The organism is Rhizobacter fulvus, assembly GCF_964020785.1.
On the sequence record NZ_OZ224516.1, the window covers coordinates 337,494 to 354,755 of the forward strand.

19 protein-coding genes are annotated in these 17,262 nt (G+C 67.3%); 13 read left to right on the forward strand and 6 right to left on the reverse strand.

From position 1 onward, the window contains the following. Positions 1-10: 10 nt before the first annotated feature. The gene (locus ACWH49_RS01605) at positions 11-1,261 is read right to left on the reverse strand and encodes a hypothetical protein (protein ID WP_448169858.1); all 1,251 of its coding nucleotides are present in this window, start codon (positions 1,259-1,261) and stop codon (positions 11-13) included. Positions 1,262-1,444: 183 nt separating this feature from the next. Then, positions 1,445-1,909 (reverse strand): nuclear transport factor 2 family protein, encoded by a 465-nt coding sequence (locus ACWH49_RS01610; protein ID WP_004306473.1) that lies wholly within the window; start codon positions 1,907-1,909, stop codon positions 1,445-1,447. Positions 1,910-2,089: 180 nt separating this feature from the next. On the opposite strand from ACWH49_RS01610, the gene ACWH49_RS01615 reads away from it, so the two are divergent. Continuing rightward, positions 2,090-2,539: a hypothetical protein gene (locus tag ACWH49_RS01615; RefSeq protein ID WP_031943573.1), complete on the forward strand. Its 450-nt coding sequence runs from the start codon at positions 2,090-2,092 to the stop codon at positions 2,537-2,539. Here ACWH49_RS01615 and ACWH49_RS01620 read toward each other — a convergent pair. From ACWH49_RS01620 to ACWH49_RS01635, 4 genes are all read right to left on the reverse strand, one after another. Then, entirely contained in the window at positions 2,521-3,438 is a 918-nt protein-coding gene (locus ACWH49_RS01620) for an MBL fold metallo-hydrolase (protein ID WP_130966405.1), read from the reverse strand. The genes ACWH49_RS01615 and ACWH49_RS01620 overlap by 19 nt on opposite strands. Positions 3,439-3,592: 154 nt before the next feature. After that, positions 3,593-4,636, reverse strand: coding sequence for a beta-propeller fold lactonase family protein (locus ACWH49_RS01625; RefSeq protein WP_448169859.1), 1,044 nt, complete (start codon positions 4,634-4,636; stop codon positions 3,593-3,595). A gap of 99 nt (positions 4,637-4,735) precedes the next feature. After that, positions 4,736-5,803: a YeiH family putative sulfate export transporter gene (locus ACWH49_RS01630; RefSeq protein WP_130966547.1), complete on the reverse strand. Its 1,068-nt coding sequence runs from the start codon at positions 5,801-5,803 to the stop codon at positions 4,736-4,738. Between the two features lie 62 nt (positions 5,804-5,865). Further along, complete coding sequence (locus ACWH49_RS01635) at positions 5,866-6,132, reverse strand: hypothetical protein (protein ID WP_031943569.1); 267 nt, start codon at positions 6,130-6,132, stop codon at positions 5,866-5,868. A 145-nt stretch (positions 6,133-6,277) separates the two neighbouring features. On the opposite strand from ACWH49_RS01635, the gene ACWH49_RS01640 reads away from it, so the two are divergent. The 12 genes from ACWH49_RS01640 to traC all read left to right on the forward strand — a co-directional run bounded on the left by ACWH49_RS01640 (position 6,278) and on the right by traC (position 17,261). Beyond that, entirely contained in the window at positions 6,278-7,210 is a 933-nt protein-coding gene (locus ACWH49_RS01640; RefSeq protein ID WP_130966406.1) for a LysR family transcriptional regulator, read from the forward strand. Between the two features lie 499 nt (positions 7,211-7,709). Next, positions 7,710-8,207, forward strand: a complete 498-nt coding sequence (locus ACWH49_RS01645) for a hypothetical protein (protein WP_448169860.1) — start codon at positions 7,710-7,712, stop codon at positions 8,205-8,207. A 203-nt stretch (positions 8,208-8,410) separates the two neighbouring features. Next, positions 8,411-8,929 (forward strand): lytic transglycosylase domain-containing protein, encoded by a 519-nt coding sequence (locus tag ACWH49_RS01650; protein ID WP_448169861.1) that lies wholly within the window; start codon positions 8,411-8,413, stop codon positions 8,927-8,929. Then, positions 8,926-9,627 carry an OmpA family protein gene (locus tag ACWH49_RS01655; RefSeq protein ID WP_448169862.1) on the forward strand — a complete coding sequence of 234 codons (702 nt, stop codon included), beginning with the start codon at positions 8,926-8,928 and terminating at the stop codon, positions 9,625-9,627. Before ACWH49_RS01650 ends, ACWH49_RS01655 begins: the two co-directional genes overlap by 4 nt. Beyond that, on the forward strand, positions 9,624-10,112 hold the full coding sequence (locus ACWH49_RS01660; RefSeq protein WP_448169863.1) for a hypothetical protein: 489 nt from the start codon (positions 9,624-9,626) through the stop codon (positions 10,110-10,112). Before ACWH49_RS01655 ends, ACWH49_RS01660 begins: the two co-directional genes overlap by 4 nt. A gap of 31 nt (positions 10,113-10,143) precedes the next feature. Beyond that, positions 10,144-10,443, forward strand: a complete 300-nt coding sequence (gene traL / locus ACWH49_RS01665; protein ID WP_448169864.1) for a type IV conjugative transfer system protein TraL — start codon at positions 10,144-10,146, stop codon at positions 10,441-10,443. Positions 10,444-10,459: 16 nt separating this feature from the next. Beyond that, positions 10,460-11,029, forward strand: coding sequence for a type IV conjugative transfer system protein TraE (gene traE / locus ACWH49_RS01670; protein ID WP_448169865.1), 570 nt, complete (start codon positions 10,460-10,462; stop codon positions 11,027-11,029). After that, positions 11,013-11,876, forward strand: a complete 864-nt coding sequence (locus ACWH49_RS01675; RefSeq protein ID WP_448169866.1) for a type-F conjugative transfer system secretin TraK — start codon at positions 11,013-11,015, stop codon at positions 11,874-11,876. The genes traE and ACWH49_RS01675 overlap by 17 nt, the downstream gene beginning before the upstream one ends. Continuing rightward, positions 11,873-13,297, forward strand: coding sequence for a TraB/VirB10 family protein (locus tag ACWH49_RS01680; protein ID WP_448169867.1), 1,425 nt, complete (start codon positions 11,873-11,875; stop codon positions 13,295-13,297). The genes ACWH49_RS01675 and ACWH49_RS01680 overlap by 4 nt, the downstream gene beginning before the upstream one ends. A gap of 40 nt (positions 13,298-13,337) precedes the next feature. Beyond that, positions 13,338-14,078 carry a DsbC family protein gene (locus tag ACWH49_RS01685; protein ID WP_448169868.1) on the forward strand — a complete coding sequence of 247 codons (741 nt, stop codon included), beginning with the start codon at positions 13,338-13,340 and terminating at the stop codon, positions 14,076-14,078. After that, the gene (locus ACWH49_RS01690; RefSeq protein ID WP_448169869.1) at positions 14,075-14,692 is read left to right on the forward strand and encodes a TraV family lipoprotein; all 618 of its coding nucleotides are present in this window, start codon (positions 14,075-14,077) and stop codon (positions 14,690-14,692) included. The genes ACWH49_RS01685 and ACWH49_RS01690 overlap by 4 nt, the downstream gene beginning before the upstream one ends. A gap of 10 nt (positions 14,693-14,702) precedes the next feature. After that, positions 14,703-17,261 (forward strand): type IV secretion system protein TraC, encoded by a 2,559-nt coding sequence (traC, locus tag ACWH49_RS01695; RefSeq protein ID WP_448169870.1) that lies wholly within the window; start codon positions 14,703-14,705, stop codon positions 17,259-17,261. The last annotated feature ends 1 nt before the right edge of the window (position 17,262 follow it).

Here is a 17,262-nt window from a genome sequence, read left to right on the forward strand (position 1 = left end):
GGCCTCGTTCTCAGGGTGCGGGCGTCAGGTTTTGGCCGTTCTCGACCGGGCTGATGCCCACGACGTGGCTGACGCTGCGGGTGCGGTTGGCGTTGTCGGTGACCCGGGCGGTGATCGTGACCGAACGCTTGCCCGCAGGCATCAGGAGCGATCCCCCCACCACCCAATCGGCCGTCGTCACGACATAGCCGTCAGCGTCCAGCTCGCTGCCGGCAACGTTGAAGATCGGCGCCAGGTTCGAGCCCGCCGGCACCACGTTGCCGTTGGGCTGACGCAAGGGCACGTCGAAGGTCACGTTCAGACCCGGGAAATTGCGGTTCGTGCCGTTGCTGGGATGCGTGATCGGGTTCTGGATCTGGCTGCCATCCAGGATGGTTCCCAACACCGAGCGGGCCGCCGTGCCTTGGCCGTTTTCGCTGACGCCGATGCCGTGACGCGAGCGGTCCAGCGCCGCCACTTGAATGAAGAACAGCGATGCATTCGCAGGCGGCGTCGGATTGCCGGTTTGCGGCCCAGGTGACACACGCGACGGCACGCGGGGCGCAATCATCGTCACCTCCGGTCCGTCCGCGTCGTCGATGCCGTCATCGAACACATCGATCGGAAGGGGCGTCAGTGCCTGCCCCGATGTGATACCGCCGCGCAGCACCGCCATCGAGACCCGGTCGAATCCGATCCGACCGGCGGTGTCGACCACGGCGGTGGTGATGTTGAAGCGGTTCGTGTCGAGCGGCAGCGATTCAAGCACGTGCCAGCCCAGCCACAGCGTCACGCCCGCGCCCGGCGTGTCGTCGGTGCCCAGGATGTTGAAGAGGTTCGCCAGGTTGGTGTTCTTCGGGATCACGCCACCGTCGGGCTTGACGAGGTCGGTGTCGAGGAAGACATAGAGGCCCGGAATGTTCGGGTTGACCTGGCCGAGCAGCGCGGTGTTTCTGCTGTTGAGCGATTCTTTCGCGGCGATCGGTGTCGCGTCGCGCGTGACGACCTCGATGTTCAACACGAAGCCGGTGCCATTCACGCTGCCTGCGCCAATGCGGCCTTCGCCCGGCACGATCTGCGAATCCGCCAGCGGCGAGACGATGCGTGCGATCGGTGCGAGGTCGCCGCGTGCGCCCATGCCGTCCCGTATCTTGATGATGTTCGGATACGTCAGGGATTCAGCGCCGTCTGCAGCGTGGCCGGGCAGTGAAGCAAGGCCTGCCGCGGCCGCGAGGGCAGCATGCATCAGCACGGCCGAAAATTTGGAAAGCGGGTGTCGCATGGGGAACTCCTGGGGGGATGGGTGAGCAGTGGCTCGACCACTGCAAACGGGTAGACGCACGGGCGCTTGCGGGTATTCCGTTGTCGATACGCCGTGTGAACCGAGCCGGCATGCGCCTGCAGGCAGCGCCGTGCCAGCGTGCACTGGCATGAACAAGGCCGCCTTCGGCGCGGCGCTGGTGGATCAGTAGGTCGCGGTCTTGCCGGCGGTTTCGGCCGTGGCTGCCAGGGCGACGTTCAACTTGGGGTCGATCTGCCACGTTTCGCTGACGATCTTGCCTTCGCGGTAGGTCAGCACGTAGCGCACCTTGATGGGCATCTTGCCTTCGAAGACGACGTTGGCGGAGACCGTCGAGCCCTTGGGGTTGGCCGATTCTTCGATGGAGCCGATGGTGAGCTTCAGCGGGCCGACGGCCTTGCCGAACTTTTCCCAGGTGCCGCGGATGGCGTCGGTGGTGGCGTAGGTGCCGTCCAGCGGGCCGCCGACCCAGTTCAGCTGGGCCTGGTCGGCGTAGGCGCGCATCACGATCTGGGTGTCGCCCGAAGCGATGGCCTGGAAGTGCGTGCGGGCGTCGTCGGAAGGGGCGGCGAAGGCGCTGCCAGCGGCAAGCGTCAGGGCGGTGGCGGCAAAGGCGAATGTCTTGAACATGGAGGGCTCCGTTGAAGGCTTGATGTGAGGTGAGGGTGGTCGGTGGTGGATGAAGGGTCCATGAGGTCCCGACACAAGGGCAGACGGCGCCGGCAGGCGGTCTATTCCGGCCCACGCAAAAACTTTTTCTGTCACGCCATCGGCAGTTGACCCGCCCGACACGCTCCACCAATTGCTCCGATGAAGCGAACCCTGACCTTCCTGCTGCTGGCCAGCTTGTTCACCGCCGCGACCGGTGCGCTGGCGCAAGGCATCACCGACCCCATTGGCAACCTACTGCCCACGTACATCGGTCCGCAGAACGGCGACGTGGATGTGGCGAGCGCGTTCGCCGGCTACGACCCGGCCAGCGACACCTTCAGCTTCTCGGGCACCTTTGCCGACGCCCTCGGCACCACGGAGGGCGCCTTCTACTTGCGGGGCCTGGACCGCGGTGTCGGCACCGAAGGTTTCGTGAGCGGCAGCCCATCGGTCGGCCAGCGCATGAAGTTCGACGCCGCCGTGTTCCTGCGGCCCGACGGCATGGCTCGCGTGATCACCTTCGTGGGGTCGGTGGGCACGGGCGTCGAACTGGGGGCCGGTACCGGCACTATCGCCGGCGGCTGCGCGCCTCAGGGCGCCAGCCGCTGACCGTCTTGCGCAAACACCACCCCGCCGGCGTAGTGCGCGGCAATCGACGCCTTGACGGCATCACGCTGCGCGTCGAGCGCAGGTGACAGGTGGCTCAGCAGCAGCTGGCCGGCGCGCACCGCATCGGCCACTTCGCCGATGGCCTTGGGTGGCGTGTGCAAGGTGTACAGCACGTCGGGCGAGCCGGGTGGGTCGAGCACCACGCTGTTGAAGACCAGCAGGCTGGTGCCTTGGGCGATTCGCCGCAGACCCGCCAGCCAGCTGGCGTCGATGTCGCCGCTGAAGGTGATGCTCTTGCCGGCGTGGTCGATGCGGTAGACCACCGCCGGTGCGTCGCGGTGGTGGCCGGCCACGGAGCTGATGCGCAGGCCGCCCTCATCGAACACCGTGCGCACTTCGGGCAGGGCTGACGCCGTGGCGGGTGCGTCGATGTCGTTCACTTGAAAGCGCAGCGGCGCCGAGAAGTCCTTCAGGTAGCCGAAGGCGCCCTGCTTGCCGAACAAGAGGTCGATGAAGCGGCTGGTGGCCGGGAAGTCGGCATCGTCGGCATCGAGCGCACGCCGCCCTGCCGGCCCGAAGATCTTGAAATCGACCGGCCCGCGGTTGGACACCGCACGGGCCTTGAAGAGGCCTGGCAGTCCACCGGCATGGTCCACATGAAGGTGCGTCAGCAGCACGATGTCGGCCCGACCCAGCGCCAGCTTGGCTTCACCCAGGCGCACGAAAGATCCCGGGCCGGCGTCGACGAAAACACGCGCCACGCCATCCACCAACACCACGAAGGCCGAGCCCGCGCGGCCGGTGGCACCCGGGCCGCCCGAGCCCAGCACCACGAGTTCCAGCGCCGGCGGGGCGGCCGTCTGGGCCTGAGCTGCGAACGCGGCGGGCAGCGTGCACATGGCCAGACAAAGTGCCGCCAAGCGGCGCCGGCAGGGGTTGGCCAGAGTTTTCATTCGATCCTTTGTGCGGGCGGGGCGACAACGGGGCGAACCGGAAGCGGCAAGCCCCCGGCTCGGTCGTGCGGTGCGCCGGTTCTCTGACAGTTCCCGGTTTTCAGTACGCCGCCACCGCCTGCGCAGCGGCCACCGTGGCGACGATTCGCTGCCCGGCACGCTCGACCTTGGAGATGCTCAGGTCCTCGTTCAGCACGTAGGCCGTCTTGCCGTCGCGCGTGAACACGATGGCCTGGCGCGGCTGCTTGAAGCCGGCGATGGTGGCGACCACCTTCAACGTGGCCACGTCGATCACCGACACCGTGTTGTCGGCCAAGTTGCCCGAGTAGACGAAGCGGCCGTCGGGCGTGAGCGCGGCGCCGTAGGGGTCGCGGCCCACCGGCACGGTGCCGGTGACGCGGCGCGCGGCGATGTCCACCACCGCGATGTTGTTGCTGCCGCTGTTGGCCGCAAACAGGGTCTTGCCGTCGGCGGTGACGGAGATGGCGCGGATCTTGTTGAAGCCGGTGATCTCGCCCTCGATCTTGTCGGTCTGCGTGTCGACGATGGTCACCTTGTCGCCCAGGAAGTTGGTGACGTAGAGCTTCGCGCCGTCCGGGCTCAGGCGCACGCCCTGGCGCGGCTGCGCAAAGCCGGTGATCACCGCCTTGGCCTGCCCGCTGGCGGTGTCCAGTCGCGTCACCGTGCTGCTGGCCTGGTTGTTGACATACAGCGCGCTGCCGTCCTTGCTGAGCGCGGTGCCGAAGGCGCCGGGGCCGGCCGCCAGCGTCGACGCGGTGGCCAGCGGCTTGAGCGTGGTGGTGTCCAGGCGCGTCACCGTGCCCAGGCTGCTGTCGGAGACATAGAAGCTCTTGCCGTCGGGCGCGAACACGATGTTGCGCGGCGTGACGTAGCCGCGCAGCACACCGCGCACGGCACCGGTGGCCAGGTCGTAGACGATGACGTCCGGGCGCTCGCTGTAAGACACCACGGCGGTGGCCTCGTCGGGGCTCAGCGCCAGCGAGTTGTTGCGGATCTGGCCGTCGAAGGTGACGCGGGCCGGGGTGGCTTCGGCGCCGTTGGCGGCGTTGGCGGGCACGCTGGCGGCGACGAGGACGAAGGTGCTGCACCAGGCCAGCGCGGTGGTGCGGAAGAAGGTATTCATGGGATGTCTTTCGGAGAGTGTTGAGAAAAGAGGGAAAGGCTTGCTGTGGTGGACGAGGAGAGCCCGTGGTTTATTCCGTCGGGCCGTGAATTCGAGGCTTCAGCCGAGCAGGGCCGGTACCCAGCGGTTGATCAAGGCACCGCCGACGATGAGCCAGCCGAACAGGATCAGCGCCAGCAACAGCGGCTTGGCACCGGCCTTGCGGATGGCGCCGATGTGCGTGGACAGGCCGAGTGCGGCCATGGCCATGGCCAGCAGCGCGGTGTCGATCTCGGTGGTCACCGCCACCACCGAGGCCGGCAGCCACTGCAGCGAGTTGAACAACACCACCGCGACGAAGCCGAAGGCGAACCAGGGCACGGCGAGCTTGCCTGGGGCCTGGCCCGTGGCGGCGGAAGTGTGGGCGTGGCGTTTGTCGTCACGTGCCAGCCAGGCCGACAACATCACCAGGAACGGCGCCAGCATCATCACCCGCACCATCTTCGCGATGACGGCCGAGTTGGCCGCGTCCGGGCCCACCGAACGCGCCGCGGCCACCACCTGGGCTACCTCGTGGATGGTCGAGCCGGCGTAGATGCCGAAGCCGTTGGCGCCACCCGGAATCAGCGCCCAGTGCTGGTTCAGCTCGAACAGCGCCGGGTACAGAAAGATCGCCAGAGTGCCGAACACCACCACCGTGGCCACCGCCACCGTTACCTGCTCGGCGCGCGCCTTGACCACCGGTTCGGCAGCCATCACCGCGGCGGCGCCGCAGATGGAACTGCCGGCGCCGATCAGCATCGCCGTCTTGCGGTCCAGGCCCAACCAGCGCGTGCCGATGAAGCAGGCCAGCGCGAAGGTCGAGCCCAGCACCAGCGCGTCGATGGCGACGCCGGCGATGCCGACGTGGCCGATGTCCTGCACCGTCAGCCGCAGGCCGTACAGCACGACCCCCAGGCGCAGCAGGTTCTGCTTGGACACGTTGACGCCGGCACCGCTGGCCGCGGCCAGGCGCGGCACCAGCGGATAGACCGTGTTGCCCACCAGCATGCCCAACACGATGGCCAGCGTCAGCGCACTGAAGCCGTGGTCCTGCAGCCAGCCGATGTGGCCCAGCGCGATGCCGGTCGCGGCCAGGGCGCCGCTCAAGGCCAGGCCGGGCAGCAGGGCTGCCAACTGCAAGCGCAACCGCGCTGCCCGGTGGCCGGCTGACGGGCCAGGGCTGGCTTGTGAGGTCGACAGCGCGTGCATCACGCCAGCACCCAGATCAAGGCGATGCCGGCGCACAGCAGCACGGCCGCCATCGGCACTGCGACCGGCATCCAGCGCAGCACCTGCGGGTCGATGCTGCTGTCGGCGGCCAAGGTGGTCGAGACGGCATGGGCCACGTCGCGGGTCGGCCCCATGAAGCCCGCCACTGGCCGCCGGGCAGCAACCCATTGAAGGGCATGCAGCGCCTGTGGGGCCAGCGGGCCGGGTGCTGCGGGGCGTGGGGTTGTTCGTTCAAGGGTCAGCATGTCGGGCTCCAGATGCCGGTGGTGGCGCGGCGGGCCGCCGCCCCGTGATCGAGCGGCCAGGCAAATTTAGAGCTTGGCAATCAACCCGTCCAACGGGTTGTATGACTAAGATGTACCTGCGAAATCGATAACAAAGGCAATCACCGTGGACGTGCTTCGACTCACCCTGCGTCAGCTGCAGATTTTTGTCGCCGTGGCGCGCAGCGGCAGCACCACGGCGGCCAGCGCTGAGATAGCGCTGTCGCAATCGGCCACCAGTTCGGCCGTCAACGAGCTGGAACGCCTGCTGTCGCTGCGCCTGTTCGACCGCGCCGGCAAACGCCTGCTGTTGAACGACAACGGCCGCGCGCTGTTGCCGCGGGCTTTGGCTTTGCTCGACGGCGCCGCAGGCATCGAGCAGATGTCGCGCGACGGCAGCGCGCAGGCGCAGTCGCTGCGCATCGGCGCCAGCACGACGATTGGCAACTACGTGTTGCCCAAGCTGCTCGCTGGCTTCATGGGGGCACAGCAGCCCGGCAGCGCCGCCGCCTGGCGGTCGAAGGTCGTTATCGGGAACACCGCCGCCATCTGCGATGCCGTGACCGCTTTCGAACTCGACGTGGGGCTGATCGAGGGGCCCAGCCACCAGCCGGAGCTGGTGATCACCCCCTGGCTGCAAGACGAGATGGTGGTCGTGGCTGCGCCCGACAGTGCGCTGGCCCAGTCAAGCCGGGCGGGCGATCGCATTCCCCTGCGCACGCTGCGTGAGGCGGTCTGGCTGGTTCGCGAAACGGGCTCTGGCACGCGCGAGGCCACCGACCAGAGCTTGCTGCCCCACCTGCGTTCTTACCGGCGCAGCATCGAGCTAGGCAGTTCGGAGGCCATCCAGCGTGCCGCTCAGGAAGGGTTGGGGGTGGCTTGCCTGTCCGCCTGGGTAGTGAACGATGCGCTGGAGGCTGGACGTCTGTGCCGCGTCTCCACGACATTGCCGCGGCAGCTTCGGCAATGTCATCTGGTTGTGCATCGTGAGAAGCAGTCGACGCCCGCGTTGCTGGCGTTCATCGCCCAGGCAGATGCGACTGCTGGGGCTGCCCGCTAACGTCCCGGCCCCGCTTCGCATGTCGAAGGTTCAGCCCTCGGCGACACGCGATTACCCTTCAGCTAGGCGCCGACGCCCGCTCCGCCCACCTGCCCATTGATCGAAGCTTTGATGCAATGAGCTGGTCTGGGTAATCGACGTCCGCTTCCGGACGCACCACCCAACGGCTGCTTGTGGCCGTCAAGCGAAGGCCACCTGACGTGTGTGAGCGGCTGCTCGATCGCACATAGCGGGCGCCCGAGTGACATCAGAGGACATCCGGATTGGCCACGGCCGACTTAGCTTGGTCGCCACCAACTGCTTCGATTTGACAGATTCAAAGGAGCACGTGCTAACCAGCATCGAAGCTCGGTACATCGGACGCTCCTCAACGCGACCCCGATCCCGAAACCCCCCTCACAAACGCCCCATTCAACGCAGACACGCCCGGCCTCGCCCCCTACCCTTCGTTCATGCGCTCGCAAGAGCAGCCCAAGACATCCGGACCGAGGTTAGCGCCATGTTCACCGCTACGCAGACAACGCTGCAAGACCTGCCGACTTCAACGGCCCGGCCGACAGAGCAGACTGACATCATCGAGACCCGCCTCTGGCTGGATGAGCACGACTGGCTCTACGGTCTGCTCCGCAGCGATGCCAACGTCTCACCGACGTTTCGGTTCCCGGATCTCATCAGCGCCAGCGTCTCGCTGGTATTCACGCGTGACGACGCCGCGCTGCGCATCTTTCGGTTCCTCGGCGCGGAGCTCGTGCTGCGCCCTGCGCAAACAGCGCGTCGTCGCGAGTCGATGTGGCGCGCACAGTACGAGCTGCTGCTCGCGCTGCAGCGCTCACCGGCGAACCGCCATCCGAATCCGAAGTTCCAGCTCGACCAGTTGACCACTGCCTGCGTGGCCCTGAGCTGCCAAGCCGATGCTTCAGGCGAGGCCGTGCTGCGACAGGCCCGCGTCAACATGGCGCGCCGCGCCGCGCAGGGAACGGCTGCACCGCCGAACTGATACAGCGTCCCGGGAAAGCCTCGCGCCGCTCCGCTTCTCCACCCGCTCCTCACCCGCACACCACCTGCTCCCACCCCGCCTCGGTCCTGCGCCCGAGGCCCACCCGAACCAGACCTTGGCCGGCGCTGCCGGCCCTGACATCGCCGCGTGTGTCGTGCCACGACGCGCGCACGTATGGGTCTTCGCTGGGGTGAGTCATGCGGATGCGTGCTTTGCTGGGACGGGTGTTGCTGCTGGCGTTGCCAAGCCACGCCTTCGCATGTTGGGACGAAGCCGGCCAGCGCTACGGCGTTTCACCGCAGTTGCTCTACGCCATCGCCCGCGTCGAGTCTGGGCTGAACCCGCAGGCCATCAATCTCACCCACCGCCAACGCACCGGCAGCTACGACATCGGGCTGATGCAGATCAACAGCTCGAACCTGCGGGCGCTGGCACGCCACGGCATCAGCGAACGCGACCTCTACGACCCCTGCACCAGCATCCATGTCGGCGCCTGGCTGCTGGCACAAACCTTCAGCCGGCAAGGCGTCAGCTGGGACGGCGTCGGCGCCTACAACGCCGCCTGCACGCAGCTCAAAGGCCCGGCTTGCCAGGCCGCCCGAAGCAGCTACGCCTGGCAGGTCTATCGACGCCTGCCGGGCGCTCATATCGCTACGGTTCAAAACGCGAAGCTTGATCAGTCGGCGCGTCCACCGATCCTCACCGCACGGGTGTCGCCGTGAGTCGCAGCACGCACGTGTACATCGCGGCCGCATTGGTTGGGGGCCTGTTGCTGACCGCTTGCAGCCTGCTCAATTCAGACCGCCAGGCATTGAGCAAGCCACACGCCGCAGTGGCTGCGCCAGCGGCGCTGCACATCAGCCAGGTCGACTTCGGGCACAACGCCCGTTTCACGCGCTGCATAGAGCCGGCCTGCCCGTCGGTCACGCCAAAGACGCTCGCGCCCACGTCTGCATCGGTCACGCTGACGGCCATCGTCGCAACACCACCTGCCGTCGCGGGTGCGGCCGTGATTCCGCGTCCTATCGGTCTCGTGACAACCGTTCTTCCAGCCGGGCCTCGGACCCCTGCTCCCCATAGGCTGACTCTGCATTTCGGGACCAACAGCGCGGTCCTGACCGCAGCGCACAAGGTCCTCCTGAGCAACGCCATCGGCGAGTTCCGGCGCACCGATCGCATCGTGATCGCCGGCCGCACCGATGACTTGGGCAGCGAGCCACTCAACGAAGCGTTGGCCCTGGCACGTGCGTTGGCTATCCGCGACCACCTGCTGGATCTGGCGCCCGACCTTCCCGCCCGGATCGCCATCGATGCCAAGGGCCTCTGCTGCTACGCGACGCCGAACGACTCGAACGCCGGGCGGGCACGGAACCGCCGCGTCGAGGTGGTCTACACGCCACGCGATGAAGGTGCGCCATGACGGCCCATCCGCACATCGCCTGCGACGGGCCGACGCCACCGCGCTGGCTCCTCCCGGTGGCCGCTCGCGGCCCGCCTGCCGCGGCACGAACCACCGCGCCACTCCCCCTCGATCTCTTCTTCCTTCCTTCGGAGTTCTCCATGACCAATGCTGTTCTTCGTCCCCCAATCTTCAACCGCAAACCGCTGGCCGCGATCGCGCTGCTGGCGCTGCTCACCCTCGGCCTGTGCGTCGCGATGCCCGGCTACGCGCTCGACCTGGTCGCCTTCACCGGCATCACCGGCCCGATGGTCTCGGCCTTGACACAGATCGCCGCGCTGGGCCCGGGCATCAAGGCCCTGGTCGGCTTCGTCGGCTTCGTCGTCGCTCTGATCTCGTTGTCCGCGTTGCGCAACTTCGGTCCGGTGCTGTTCTACGTGGGTCTCGCCATCTTCGCCGCCGTCGGCCTCGTGATCGCCGGCGCGATCATGGGCGCGGTGATCTGACGCTGCGGGCTCGCAACCTCCCGGAGGCCGCATGCACGCCAACACCTACATCCCCAGGCGGCTGGACGACCAGTGGAAGATCGGCTTCTGGGACGTCGACGTGGCGGCTCCGCTGCTGTTCGGCCTCTTCATGGGCTACATGTCCGGCTCGAAGCTGTCCTTCGTGATGTGCACGGCGGCCGGCTACTTCACCTCGCGCTGGATCGCCCGCATCAAGGCCGACAAGCACCCGGCTTTCGCGATGCACTGGCTGTATTGGCACCTGCCCACCAGCCCGATGACGGCGATGCGCGCCACGCCGCCCTCGCACCTCCGCCGCATGGTCGGTTGACACGAGAGCCCCCGTCATGGACTTCGATCGACTCAACGGCGACCTCAAGGAATTGCGGCGCCGCAACCGGGGACTCGGATTGGCAGTGGGCGCGCTCGCAGCGGGCCAGGTCATCGCACTGGTGGTGATCCTCAACCTGCTCGGCTCGGTGCGCACCTTGGTCGTGCCGCCCTCGATCAACAAGTCCTTCTGGGTCGAGCGCGACAAGGTCAGCAGCGAGTACCTCGAACAGATGGGCAGCTTCATCGCCTGGCTGGTGCTGGACGTGACGCCCGCGTCCATCGACTGGAAGAAAGACATCCTGCTCGGCTACGTCGAGCCCGAACAGCACGGGGCACTGAAGACACGCCAGGAACTGGAAGCCGCGCGCTTGAAGCGCATCAACGCCAGCACGGTCTTCATGCCCCAGCAACTGGTGCCCAGCGAGGACGCACAGAACGTCGTCGTCCGCGGCCGGCTGCGCACCCTCGTCAATGGCCTGGAGACCGCCAACGACCTCAAGGCCTACCTGGTCGAGTTCAGCTATGCGGGCGGCCGCATGCACCTGAAGACCTTCAAGGAGATCCCCAATGCAGCCCCTCGTTGAAGTCACGCCTCGTCGCGATCCCCGGTCGAGGTCACTCGAACACCTGGCCCTGCTGCTGGCTGTTGCAACAGCGGCGACGCCAGCGCTCGCCCTGCAGACCGTTGAGGCCCGCGATGGGGTCGCCGTAGAAGCCATCCTGTCGATCAAGGAAGCGACCCGCATCCGTATCGACGGTGCGCCGATCACCGACGTGTTCGGCAACATCCATTCGAGCAACTGCGGCGCTGCGACGCAGTCGCTGACCAGCCCCAGCACCGGCATCGCGACCCCACCGGTCAATCCCGCCGGCGAGATCGTGCTCGAGTGCGACCGCGAGAAGGGCGAGATCTACGTCCGGCCTGTTGGCGATTCCAGCAAGCCGGTCAACCTCTTCGTCTCGTCGGTGCAGGCCACCTACACGCTGCTGCTGCGCCGCTCGGACACCCCGGCCGACACCATCGTCATCCGCGACAAGACGCCGCGTGCGGTGCAGGCCTCGGCCAGCGTGGCCCAGGGTCCACAAGGCCCCTCCGCGAACCCCATCCGAGCGATGAAGGCCTTGCTGCTCGCGATGGCCTCGGATCGCGTGCCGCCCGACATCCGCGTTGATGAGTTGAACCAGCCGGTACAGCTCTGGGCAGAAGCGAAGTTCTCGCTGATGCGCCGCTACGAAGGGCGTGGCCTGGTGGGCGAGCGATACCAGCTGCAGAACGTGAGCCCGGCGGTGATGGTGCTCGCCGAGCAGGAGTTCGACCGTCCCGACAGTGCCATCACCGGGCAGGTCGCTGGCGTCGCGATCGAGCACCACAACCTGCGCCCCGGCGAAACCACCGCCGTGTTCGTGATTCGCCGCGGAGGTGCACGATGAACGGCGCCGTCCCCAAAACCACGGCGGCCCTGCGCGATGCACTGCGGCGCATGAGTGAGCGGCTGTCGCCGAAGCAACGCCAATACGCCATGCTGGGCGGCATCCTGTTCGTGGGCGTCGGGCTGCTGTGGCTCGTGTTCGCCTCAACCGGCGACAGCGGCAAGGACAAGGCCGGCAAGACCACCACCGGGACGCCCAGTGCCGTCACCAACATCGGCGTGATGCCGCCAGGCCAGCAGGTCAACCCGGTGGATCAGTGGGTGGGCACCGCAGGCAGCAAGCTCGCCCAGTACGAGAACGAGCGCGAAGAACAAGGCCGGCTCAACAAGGATCGCCAGGCTTTCGAGGCACGCACGATGCAGCGCTTCGCTGAACTCGAGCAGCGGCTCACGTCGGCGGCACAGGCGGCGGCGACGCCTCCCGCTTCGGTTCCAGCGCCGGCGGCACCGCCACCGTCACCGTCACCGATTGCGGCACCGGGCGTGCCTCCGGCCGCCAGTTTGCCGCCGCCTCCGATCAGGTCGTCGTCGCCGAGCGGCGCCATGCCGCCGGGTGTGCCAGGTACGCCAAGCATGCCCTTCCCCGCACCGGCCCCAGCGCCCAACGCCGCCTCGACGTTCACGCGCGTCACGCTGAGCGAACGGACCAAGCCAGCGGACGGGACGGTTCAGGCCGCCGCGTCTTCGCCCGCAGCCGCCGAGGCACGAACCGTCTCGACTTTCCTGCCGGTGAGCTTCACGCGCGGCACGCTGCTGGGCGGACTCGACGCGCCCACCGGCGGGCAGGCCCAGTCCAATCCGCATCCGATCCTGATCCGCCTGTCGGACAACTCGGTATTGCCCAACCGCTTCCGCGGCGAATACCGCGACTGCTTCGTGATCGCCGCAGGCTACGGCGACATCAGCTCCGAGCGCGCCTACCTGCGCACCGAGAACCTGTCTTGCGTGCGCGGCGACGGTGCGACGCTCGAAGTCAAGATCCAGGGCAGCGTCTACGGCGAGGATGGCAAGGTCGGCATGAGGGGGCGCTTGGTCACCAAGCAGGGCCAGATGCTCGCCAACGCCCTGCTCGCCGGCGTGGTCAGCGGCATCGGCCAGGGCGTCGCCACCGCGTCGACCAGCTACAGCACCTCGGCGCTCGGCACGATCGCGAGCGCTTCAGGCGCCGACGCCTACCGCGCCGGGCTCGGCAGCGGCGTGGGCAAGGCGCTCGACCGGCTCGCCCAGTACTACATCAAGCTGGCAGAGAACACCTTCCCGGTGATCGAGGTGGACGCCGGCCGCGAGATCGACGTCGTGATCACCAAGGGCGTGCGCATCGACGTTCCGATGACGGCCTCGCTCGACGCGGGCAGCGCTTCACGCCCCAACCCCTCCCCCGAAACCCGCTACCTGGAGCCTTCCAATGACGGCGACTACTGAACTTGCGCGCGTCTCATGGCGCGCAGCACTCGGCTGGGCCTTGCTCGCGACCGCCGTCCCGGCGGCCCTGGCCGCGACGCCCGACGAAGCCAAGCTGCTCGACCGGCTGCGCAAAGCCCATCCCGGCACGCAATTCACCGCGGTGTCCCGCTCGCCGGTGGATGGCCTGTACGAGGTCTGGATGAACGGCAACGTCGCCTACGTCTCGGCGAAGAACACCCGCTACTTCGTGTTCGGCCGCGTGTTCGACACGCAGACGATGCGCGACCTGACCGGACCCAAGCTGGCATCCGCCTCCCGGTCCGCGCCCTCGGCACAAGCCGACGCCACGGCCGACAAGGTGGCCTTCGACCAGTTGCCGCTTGCCGATGCGATCAAGACGGTACGCGGCAGCGGGCAGCGCAGGCTCGCCGTTTTCAGCGACCCCAACTGCTCGTTCTGCAGGCAACTGGAGCCCGAACTCGCGAAGCTCGACAACGTCACGGTTTACACCTTCCTGGTGCCGTTCCAGGGCAGTGCAAAGCCGATCGCGATCTGGTGCGCTGCCGACCGTGGACAGGCCTGGCAGCGCTACATGCTGCAGGGCGATTCGACAGCACTGAGCACCGGTGCCACCTGTGAACACCCGGTCGAACGCAACCTGGCGCTGGCCCGCCGGCTGGGCGTGCAAGGCACGCCGACGCTGATCTGGTCGGATGGCACGCGCACCGACGGATACGTCGAGCGCGGCGTGCTTGAAGCGCGGCTCAAACAGGCCAACGCCACGGAGTCGCGGCCATGAGGGCGCCCAGTCACCTCGCCCATCTCTCGGTGCTCGTGAGTGCGGTGCTCGTGCTCCCCGCCTGCACCAGCATGTCGGGTCTGAGCGGCAGTTCGAGCTACGCCTGCAAGGCCCCGGAAGGCGTCACCTGCGACTCGGTGTCCGGCACCTACGCCAACGCGGTGCAGAACAACCTGCCCAGCCAGCGGCAGCGTCGCACCGCGCCTGAATCGTCCGAGCGCTCGGTCTCGCCGCTCCCTCCGATGACCGCGGCGAGCGCGCCCGGCGTGACGGCGAGCCTTCCGCCCACCCCGGTCTCCTTGCGATCGTCGCCTAGCATCCTGCGCCTGTGGTTCAAACCCTGGGAGGACGCTGACCACGACCTGTACGACCAGGGCTACGTCTACGTCCAGATCGACGCCGGGCAGTGGCAGATCGAGCACGTGCAGCGGCAGATTCGGGATGCCTACGCGCCGCTGAAGGCGCCGCCGCGTGTCACATCCGCCGACGGCAAGGACGCGACGCCGTTGCCCGCCCATCTCAAGAGCACACCACGACCTCTTGGCGAGGGCACCTTCCCCGGCCCGCAAACGCCCACGGCCCCAGTACCGCGCGGTGGTGACACCACTGAGTGAGGACGCTCGCATGAACACCACCACCCTTCACCGCATCGTTGGCCAGCACGCGCACCCGCCGTTGTTCGGCTTCGGCCGAACGATCGACACACCTGCCGAGCAGTTCGCCGCCTGGCTTCCCTACTCCGCCTACCTCGCGGCCGAGAAACTCTTCGTCAACCGCGACAGCCTGGGTTTCATGCTCGAGTTGATGCCGCAGTCGGGTGCCGACGAGCGCATGGCCGAAGTGCTGATCTCGTTGTACGCCAACTGCCCGCCGGGCACCGGGCTGCAGTTCCACCTCTTCGCCTCGCCGCACATCCGCGAGCAACTGCGCCGTTACGCCAACCTGCGCGTCGAGGACGTTGACCAGGCCGACAAGGCCCAGCACTGGGGCCGCCCTGCCCGCAACGACAACCTGTTCCGGCGCCTGGCGCGTCAACGCGTGGGGCATCTCCTGTACGGCGCGCAGCATTCGCTGACCACGGGCTTCCACTACACGATCCGGGACTTTCGGCTGATGCTGAGCGTGAGCCTGCCGGGCGATGCGGAAGACCTGAACCGGCGTGACGAGATCCTGACGCTGCGCGACTCGGTGGGCTCGACTTTGCGTTCCGCCTCGCTGCCGAACCAAGTATGCGACGCGGCCGACCTGATCAACTGGTGTGCGCTGTTCACCAACCCGGACCGCATCTCGCAGACCGATGCACCCAACCTGCACTACGACGATGGCCGCGAGATCCGCGACCAGATCGTCGACTTCGACACCATCCAGGATCCCCACCCGGGTGGCCTGACGCTGTGGAAGGAAGGTGCCGCCGACGTGCTGGAGGCGCGCTTCTACTCGATCAAGAGTTTCCCCGAACGCTTCGCGCTGTGGCAGATGGGCTCGCTGATCGGCGACCTGATGCAGCCGGCGCTGCAGTACACCGCGCCCTTCCTGCTGACGATGGGCGTGCACGTGCTCGACCCCAACGTCACCAAGTCGATCGTCACCGCGAACCATGTGCGCGCGACGCAGAACGCCAAGAGCAAGATGGCCGACGTGATGCCCGACGTGGGCAAGAAGCTCCAGGACTGGACCGCCGCGGCCGAGGCCATCGACACCGGTGGCAGCCTGGTCAGCCTGTACCACCAACTCGCCATCTTCTCACCACCCGGCCGCGCAGTGTCGGCCCACGAGACCGCCAACGCGATCTGGCGAGGGCGGGGGTTCCAGCTCAATGCCGACACCTACATGCACCGGCAGGCGCTGCTGGCCAGCCTGCCGATGACGCTGTCCGAGCGCTTCCACCGCGACCTAGCCAAGATGCGCCGCGTCTCGCGCAAGACGATGGCCAACGCCATCCACCTGGCACCTCTGATCGGCGAGTGGCGCGGCACACGCACACCGGCCCTGGTCTTCGGCGGCCGGCGCGGCCAGTTGATGACGCTGGACCTGTTCGACAACGATCTGGGCAACTACAACTTCGCGATCATCGGCGCGCCGGGCTCGGGCAAGTCGGTGCTGATGAACGAGATGGCCTGGTCCTACCGCGCCATCGACGCCAAGGTGTGGATGCTGGACCTGGGTCGCAGTTTCGAGAAGTTGTGCCGCAAGGCCAAGGGCACCTACATCGAGTTCAAGCCCGAGGTGGACATCTGCCTGAACCCCTTCTCCAACATCGTCGACATCAACGAAGACATCGACATGCTGGTGCCGGCCATCTCGAAGATGGCCTCGATGTCACGGCCGCTGGACGAGGTCCAGTACAAGGCGATCTCGGCGATGGTGCTCAAGCTGTTCAAGGCCCACGGCAATGCACTTACCGTCACTGCACTGCGCGACGCCTTCAAGACCGGGACGATCGAAGAGCTGGGCGTGCGCGAGGACGCGCGCATCAAGGACCTCGCGATCATGCTCAATCCCTATGCGAGGGGCGGCCAGTACGAGCGCTTCTTCGAGGGCCGCAACAACGTCGATTTCGCGAACGACTTTGTGGTCATCGAGAACGAGGAGCTGAAGCGACGGCCCGACCTGCACGCGGTGGTCAACATCCTGCTGCTGCACCAGATCACCGGCGAGATGTACCTGACGCGCAACCGGCGCAAGGTGCTGTTCATCGACGAGCTCAAGCAGCAGCTCGGTGACATCGGAGCCGACGATCCGGTCAAGGCCGCGGTGGTCGAGGAAGCCGCGCGGCGCGCGCGCAAGTACGGCGGCTCGCTCGGCACCGCGACGCAGAGCGCCGACGACTACTACGGCTCGGCGCAGATGGAAGCGGCCTTCAACTGCTCGGACTGGGTCTTCCTGCTACGCCAGAAGCCCGAGTCGATCGAGATGTTGGACCGCAAGGGGCGGTTGTCGATGGACGAGGCCAAGAAGCGGCTGCTGAACTCGCTGCGCACCGAGCCGGGCGTGTTCTCGGAGCTGTACATCTCCTCGCCGGTCGGCGAAGGCGTGGCACGCAACATCCTCGACCCGGCGACCCACCTGCTGTTCTCGAACAAGCTGGAGGACAACGCACCGATCGACGAGTTGCGGGCGCAGGGCCTGAGCATCGATGACGCGATCAGCGAGCTGCTGCGCCGCCGGGGGCACGCGGTATGAG

Coding starts and splice junctions, on each gene's coding strand:
- ACWH49_RS01680 (WP_448169867.1), top strand. CDS start 11,873: ATGAACGGCGCCGTCCCCAAAACCACGGCGGCCCTGCGCGATGCACTG.
- ACWH49_RS01610 (WP_004306473.1), bottom strand. CDS start 1,909: ATGTTCAAGACATTCGCCTTTGCCGCCACCGCCCTGACGCTTGCCGCT.
- ACWH49_RS01660 (WP_448169863.1), top strand. CDS start 9,624: ATGACGGCCCATCCGCACATCGCCTGCGACGGGCCGACGCCACCGCGC.
- ACWH49_RS01645 (WP_448169860.1), top strand. CDS start 7,710: ATGTTCACCGCTACGCAGACAACGCTGCAAGACCTGCCGACTTCAACG.
- traL (WP_448169864.1), top strand. CDS start 10,144: ATGCACGCCAACACCTACATCCCCAGGCGGCTGGACGACCAGTGGAAG.
- ACWH49_RS01650 (WP_448169861.1), top strand. CDS start 8,411: ATGCGTGCTTTGCTGGGACGGGTGTTGCTGCTGGCGTTGCCAAGCCAC.
- traC (WP_448169870.1), top strand. CDS start 14,703: ATGAACACCACCACCCTTCACCGCATCGTTGGCCAGCACGCGCACCCG.
- ACWH49_RS01690 (WP_448169869.1), top strand. CDS start 14,075: ATGAGGGCGCCCAGTCACCTCGCCCATCTCTCGGTGCTCGTGAGTGCG.
- traE (WP_448169865.1), top strand. CDS start 10,460: ATGGACTTCGATCGACTCAACGGCGACCTCAAGGAATTGCGGCGCCGC.
- ACWH49_RS01635 (WP_031943569.1), bottom strand. CDS start 6,132: ATGCTGACCCTTGAACGAACAACCCCACGCCCCGCAGCACCCGGCCCG.
- ACWH49_RS01605 (WP_448169858.1), bottom strand. CDS start 1,261: ATGCGACACCCGCTTTCCAAATTTTCGGCCGTGCTGATGCATGCTGCC.
- ACWH49_RS01615 (WP_031943573.1), top strand. CDS start 2,090: ATGAAGCGAACCCTGACCTTCCTGCTGCTGGCCAGCTTGTTCACCGCC.
- ACWH49_RS01675 (WP_448169866.1), top strand. CDS start 11,013: ATGCAGCCCCTCGTTGAAGTCACGCCTCGTCGCGATCCCCGGTCGAGG.
- ACWH49_RS01620 (WP_130966405.1), bottom strand. CDS start 3,438: ATGTGCACGCTGCCCGCCGCGTTCGCAGCTCAGGCCCAGACGGCCGCC.
- ACWH49_RS01625 (WP_448169859.1), bottom strand. CDS start 4,636: ATGAATACCTTCTTCCGCACCACCGCGCTGGCCTGGTGCAGCACCTTC.